Source organism: Acidithiobacillus sp. HP-11 (assembly GCF_015100075.1).
GTDB lineage: Bacteria > Pseudomonadota > Gammaproteobacteria > Acidithiobacillales > Acidithiobacillaceae > Acidithiobacillus > Acidithiobacillus thiooxidans.
This window is the reverse complement of the sequence record NZ_JACKYY010000081.1, coordinates 1-5,617: the sequence shown is the minus strand read 5'-3', so window position 1 is coordinate 5,617 and position 5,617 is coordinate 1. Positions and strand designations below refer to the sequence as shown.

Genomic DNA, 5,617 nt, shown 5'->3' with positions numbered 1-5,617 from the left:
AGTGCGAGGAGTTGATCTTTGTAGGGTGTGGTCATGTCAGCCTCCTTTTTGTGGACAGACAGTAGTGCGTAGTATATCTAATATGTACATATATGTCAAGTGTACTGTACTATAACAACACGCGGTTTTTATTTTTTCGTTAGACGCACAATCCGCTCCTTCTTCCATCAATGCCGACAACTCTGACGAGATTTGTTGCGCCATGGTCTGGTCTGGACGATGAATTTCTGCAGGGAGGGGGTGCTGATACTTTTTGGGTTGGGAGTGAAATGGTTAACACTTTGTTAAACTTTTAACTGGGCACTGCCCGATTGGGCTGCCCTGTAGTTCTTCTACTGAAGGGCTGGTTCAGACTGATTGCAGTCATTCAGTAGCTGAAAGGAGTTGTCTGGTTAACCGCGTCAACTACACCCTCCATGTATACCGGAAATTATTGCCAGTATTTGTTAAGGCATTTCATGTGTCTATAAGATCTTCCGGGTATGTGCACTGATTAGAAGGAAATCATCTTCCTTCTTCTGTAGCCCCACTTGCGCTGGGTGTACCCTGTGCTCTTGCGCAATCTCATTGATGCTTTTTGAGGATCCGGACGCCTCCAGCCCCATCTTACCTTGAAGGCCGCTCCATACGATATCCGCTGTGCTGCGCCTCATCGTCTCCTCCTAACCAGGCCAGAAACTTAAACTACCGGCTCTAATCTGCGTCCCATTATAGGGTAGGATGCTGTTCTTTTTTGGACGGCACATAAATGCGTTCCATCTCAATTCTTCCTTGGCTACACTGTGTTGGAATTATAAGGATCTTGATATCACGTCCCAACACGGCAAGACACTCCATTAGCCGCCATTCGCTAACACCTTTGATTTGTCCGCCCATCATTTTACAAAATAGACTCCTGGAGATATTCATGTTATGAGCCGCTTCAGTCTGCGTCCACCCTTTCTGCGCTACCATATCTTTAATACATTCAATCAATTTTAACTTAATAGATTTTGCCATCTCCTCATGATAAGAAACCATACTTAGCTTTCTCCACAGATAAATTTTTACGGTTATGATGGATCCATAAGTCAAAATAAAAAGCTTGAAGGTTTAAACCAGTCTTATCAAACGCGTCCGTTTAGGGTCGTGTTCCGGATCAGCATTCATTGCCGCAACCGACTCATTACCAATGAGCGCGGTATTATAGGCTATAAAACTTCATGAGCATTGAGTTTTGCAGTGACCATGATTACCCCCTCCCAATCATTTTCCGAAAGTACCGCGAATGCTCGCACTCAACGCTATAGTCCAATCATTCGAGTCCCAACGCCAAGGTTCTTTCACTATAGCATGCATGGAGGTTCTGGAAACTGCGACCAAACAGGGGTTCAATAGCGGGGCCGTTGAAGAAACGGAAGATGAAGGATTTGAGTTAGTGGAAGTCTTCCCAGTGCAGCAGGAAAATCCGTCAGAGGAACCCCCGCATTGACCCCAATGGAAGCGCGGCGCGTGGTTTGAATATGATTCCTGGACTAGGTGCTCAGGGGCATTTTTTAGCTGATTGTAGATTTAACAATGGCGTCATGTGTTTTAATGGTGAAAGGGTAGTAGATGAAGGGCTGCAAAGACTAGAAGCGGACGTTGGCCTCGACGCTCTTAATCTCTTTAAAGATTGCTCTGATACAACTCTATAAATAAGTCAAAGTCGCTTGACTGTGACTGTGACTGTGACTGTGAAAGAAAAAAATAACGCTGTATTGGAAGCCATTGTGCGAGACAAGCCCTGGCTAACAGGACCTTTCAAGTGGGTGATGAAGAAGGGAAGGTTAACTCTGAGACATTCAACGGAGCGATTATTAACGCTCCGTTTTATTTTTTACATGCTGAAAAAAACTAGCAACTTTAAAGAAATGGTAGAGAATCAGATTGCATCCACAAGCTTTAGGTCTTTGGTTATAGATTAGGGCTTCACGTAATCAAAGCCATGGGATTCCAGCTGCATGATGCGCACGATGCCAGCCGGAACGATAACCGCAGAGGGAACCAGTTTAGGTAAATGACCCAGCTTTTTAGCCATCTGCAACATGGTATTGTGACAGGCGTCAAACTCTACACCCTCCGCATTCATAGCAGCAATAGTCTTGGCCACAGGACTGTTTGCAACAAGCATTTTAAGTCCCGGACCAAAGGCTACTACAACAATCTGAATTTTTTGCTGTCCAAAGAAATTAAGCAGGTTCTGCGAAGTGTTCAATACCAGAGTCCAGCGTGCCGGGTTGTCCTGACTAACCTGAACAACCAACTTATGCGTTGCAAAAGGTAAGGCATGTATAAATTTGGGATGCGCAAACTTGAAATCATGCAACATGGAAACATTGGCTGAGGCAACGCCCATACCAAGCAGCATGGCCAAAGGAATCAAAAAAGAACTAATCATACGGCGTAAAGTGCAAATAGACACAGAAAAATCTCCTTGTTACGGTTAAAATGAAATCATGGCTTGCATGGCAAATTCATTATCCACCACCTTGCTAACTGCCGCACCCGGCGAATTAGAAGCAACATGGGGTGCATCCACGGTGCGGAAATAATAGCCTGCCATAATTTTGGTAATTGGCGTGATATGATACTGGAGCGCCAGTGCCCATGTCTTGAATATACGCTGCTGCCCTACAGAGGCGAGATTAGGCAAGCGATCATAATAGTCATATCGGATGTTTGCTTCGATGTGCTTGGTCAAGAATAAACCACCCTCAACATAGTACCCAGAAGCAGAGTTGTTGACATTAGGATAAAGCTGCGTCTGATAAAGCGCAGGTTGTAAGCCTAATTGCTGGCTAAATGCGGAGGGGGCATCAATCCATCCGTTGCCACGCATGTATTCAAACTTTAATTGTCGACCCCAAGGGTGCATATAACCTTGTAGGTACTGGAAACCCAGACCCTCTCTTTGCATTGCATAACTATGCCCTAGATAGTCTGGTTGGGCATACTGATACCAGAGCCACCCTGTAAGATCACTACGGAAGGGGCCATGGCCGCCAAATATGTAGGACTCTTGGACACGTGCGGCATATAAAGGGCTACTGGACTGATTGCCCGCCGATACGCTCCCAAACATGCCAACCATAGCCCCATAGGCAAATTGCCAGTGGCCCCAGTTTTTCCAATCAAAAACCTGGACTCCGGGATATCGGAATGCATTGACGCCCAAACTTTCATTCGCGGGCACCAAGACGGATCCGGATGGACCTACAGCATACGGCCGGCTGGGTTGAGAGGCATAAAAAGGTTGAAGCATGAGTTGATTAATGACCGTGGGGAAAACCACGTAGTTATAGGCCATGTAGCCATTCATGGCATCCTCTGCACTTGGTGCCCGGATAATGCCTACTTCAACACGGGCTGCCGGTATGTAACTGAATACTACGTGTGCATCTTGCAGTTGCGGGGTATATTGGCCACGAATATTAGTGGCTGCATTATTTCCAAATTCACCCGCAAAAAAATAGGAGATGTGTGGATTCAACCATCCTCTCACCATTAATCGTGCTCGCTGGATGAGGAACGTGGTGCTTTGCCCAAAATTAGGGCCGATCAGATTCACATGAGGTGTAGCATAAATATACCGTTTGAGCGCAGTATTATATATTCCAGCAGGAGTTCCTGCCATCACATACAGATCGGGCTCTATAAATCCTGAAAAAAGCGAAACCTTTTTGGGGTTTAAATCTTGCAGCTTGAACCAGTTCGCGGCGGTGGCCGTGGGGACATAAGCAGCTAAGCAGGCTATAGTTAATGCTTTAATAATATTTTTGCCTCTACGGAATTTTTTTATTGGCATTTTTCCTCGTCTCCTTTTTTTGTATACTCACTGTTTGATCTCAGTGGAGATTTGAAGCAAAATCTGTTCCACGCCGATAGACCAAAAAAGCAGCTATCTTGATCAGATAAGCGCAGATTAAAGCCTATAGGTGCGCCATTCAGAACGGCAGTTATTATGAATATTATTTTTAACTTATGAAATCCAAGGAGAAGCTGGTGATTACTCGTCTATATCGTGTTATTTCCCTTTTTGCTTTGCTGGTTGTTGGAACTTTGAGCGCAAGCGCCGCTGATATGTACGTGGAAACGCTACCCGTACCCATGAGCAAAGCCTCAGGTGAGATACAGAAAGCCCTTGCCACGCACCATTTCAAGGTGGTGATGCATATTGATATCCTGAAACGGATTGAGGCCAAGCAATCCATCTTGCACATACAGAACCTCAATCCCGAGAAATTCCAGGATGTACAGGCCATGGTGTTTTGCAATCCGGTACTTTTCAGTGATCTACTGAGTGCAAACTGGCGCTCAGCTGCTGTATGTCCGCTAAATTTGACGATTTATGGAAAAGGGAACCAGACAACCATTGCTTATCCAGAGCGCGCCGCATTTACAAACGGTACTGCTGCTAGCAAGGTGGGTGCAAAGATTGATCACCTAGTCATAGCGGCTTTGAGAAGCATTCCCGGCGCTGCGTCTAAGTAGTCATTCATCTCATTAAAAGTTTACACAATCGACCCGCCCTTTCCATTACTGAGAAGGTGGGTCAATCTGGATGCTCTTTCACGAAAAACACTTCGTTTTATTAACACAACCCGTTTGCGCAACATTTCTACTTTCCCCGGGCTTGTTGGGCTAGAGCTGGCGTAGTGATGCACAAGCCGTTGCTGGCTTTGAAACGGTCCAGGCTACCAAAGAAATCATTGGTGGCTCCTGCGCCCACCGCATTACCCGCTCTGTAATGCATAGATTGATTAAAGATTCTGTCCAGACCCTGCGGATCTCAGGCAATGGTTTCGTCAATGCCACCATCTCCAGTACCCACCAATGCTTTCCCCACATCCTCCGCAGATAGAACAACAAGAGCATCAGAAGGTGGACCACGTTCATACATCAAGTTCATTACGACGAAATACACAGCGTCGTGTGTGGCGGGTTACATGATGAGCAAGAACGCGTTCCATTGCACGGCCTCACGGTGAACGAAAGCGTAATTTCGCGGGTCAACATTTTAGGCGCACAGATATTTTGTTTTTGGGATTTTCAGAATTGAGGCGATAATTCGGGATGATATTCGCCATCAGGAGAAAGAGAATGAAAAGTTGATCCGTTGAACATATGAAACTGATCCGGGCCACCCCGGAGGATGAACCCGGATCCGAGGGGCCGCATTAGCGTCCCAGTTTCATAGTTCCAGTTACAAATTAGCCCTTCAACTCTTTTTTGCTTTTGCGTTCATCGGACAGGTCTTAATTCCCAGCACCGTATACAGCGCACAAAAGCCAGTCAACCCCGTGATAAGTGGCACCAAACCAATAAGTGCCCACCATTTAGCTGCGCCAGGCAAAAACACCGCCAGCACCACAATAATGATTAAACCTGCGATCACTCGAATGATCCGGTCTTTACTCCCTTCATGGCTCCTCGCTACTTGGAGTGGATACGAGGGTACGGTAGTCTTAGGGCATTGCTGATCTAGGGAAGGTTAATGATGGACGAAGACAAGCTGTTTACCTTGGCGTTGGGGTTGGTTCCGCCGTGGATGGTGGACGATGTGACTTTCAAGCTGGAGGAGAAGCGGCTGGACCGC

Annotated in this window: 4 protein-coding genes and 2 pseudogenes; 1 reads left to right on the top strand and 5 read right to left on the bottom strand. The window is 46.3% G+C overall.

The annotated features are described in order from the left end of the window. Positions 1–512: 512 nt before the first annotated feature. From H7F08_RS14710 to H7F08_RS14695, 4 genes and pseudogenes are all read right to left on the bottom strand, one after another. Positions 513–634 (bottom strand): annotated as a pseudogene (locus tag H7F08_RS14710) (IS3 family transposase); the annotation flags it as partial. A 74-nt stretch (positions 635–708) separates the two neighbouring features. Continuing rightward, a complete protein-coding gene (locus H7F08_RS14705; protein ID WP_193640952.1) occupies positions 709–1,020 on the bottom strand; it encodes a helix-turn-helix domain-containing protein in 312 nt (103 codons plus the stop codon). A gap of 922 nt (positions 1,021–1,942) precedes the next feature. Further along, entirely contained in the window at positions 1,943–2,443 is a 501-nt protein-coding gene (locus H7F08_RS14700) for a DsrE family protein (RefSeq protein WP_193640951.1), read from the bottom strand. A gap of 21 nt (positions 2,444–2,464) precedes the next feature. Continuing rightward, positions 2,465–3,826: a porin gene (locus H7F08_RS14695; protein WP_193640950.1), complete on the bottom strand. Its 1,362-nt coding sequence runs from the start codon at positions 3,824–3,826 to the stop codon at positions 2,465–2,467. A 197-nt stretch (positions 3,827–4,023) separates the two neighbouring features. Between H7F08_RS14695 and H7F08_RS14690 the strand changes: the two genes are divergently transcribed. Then, on the top strand, positions 4,024–4,512 hold the full coding sequence (locus tag H7F08_RS14690; RefSeq protein ID WP_077273019.1) for a DUF302 domain-containing protein: 489 nt from the start codon (positions 4,024–4,026) through the stop codon (positions 4,510–4,512). Positions 4,513–5,239: 727 nt separating this feature from the next. On the opposite strand, the pseudogene H7F08_RS14685 reads toward H7F08_RS14690, so the two are convergent. Continuing rightward, a pseudogene (locus H7F08_RS14685) lies at positions 5,240–5,428 on the bottom strand (DUF2892 domain-containing protein); the annotation flags it as partial. Between the last annotated feature and the right edge of the window lie 189 nt (positions 5,429–5,617).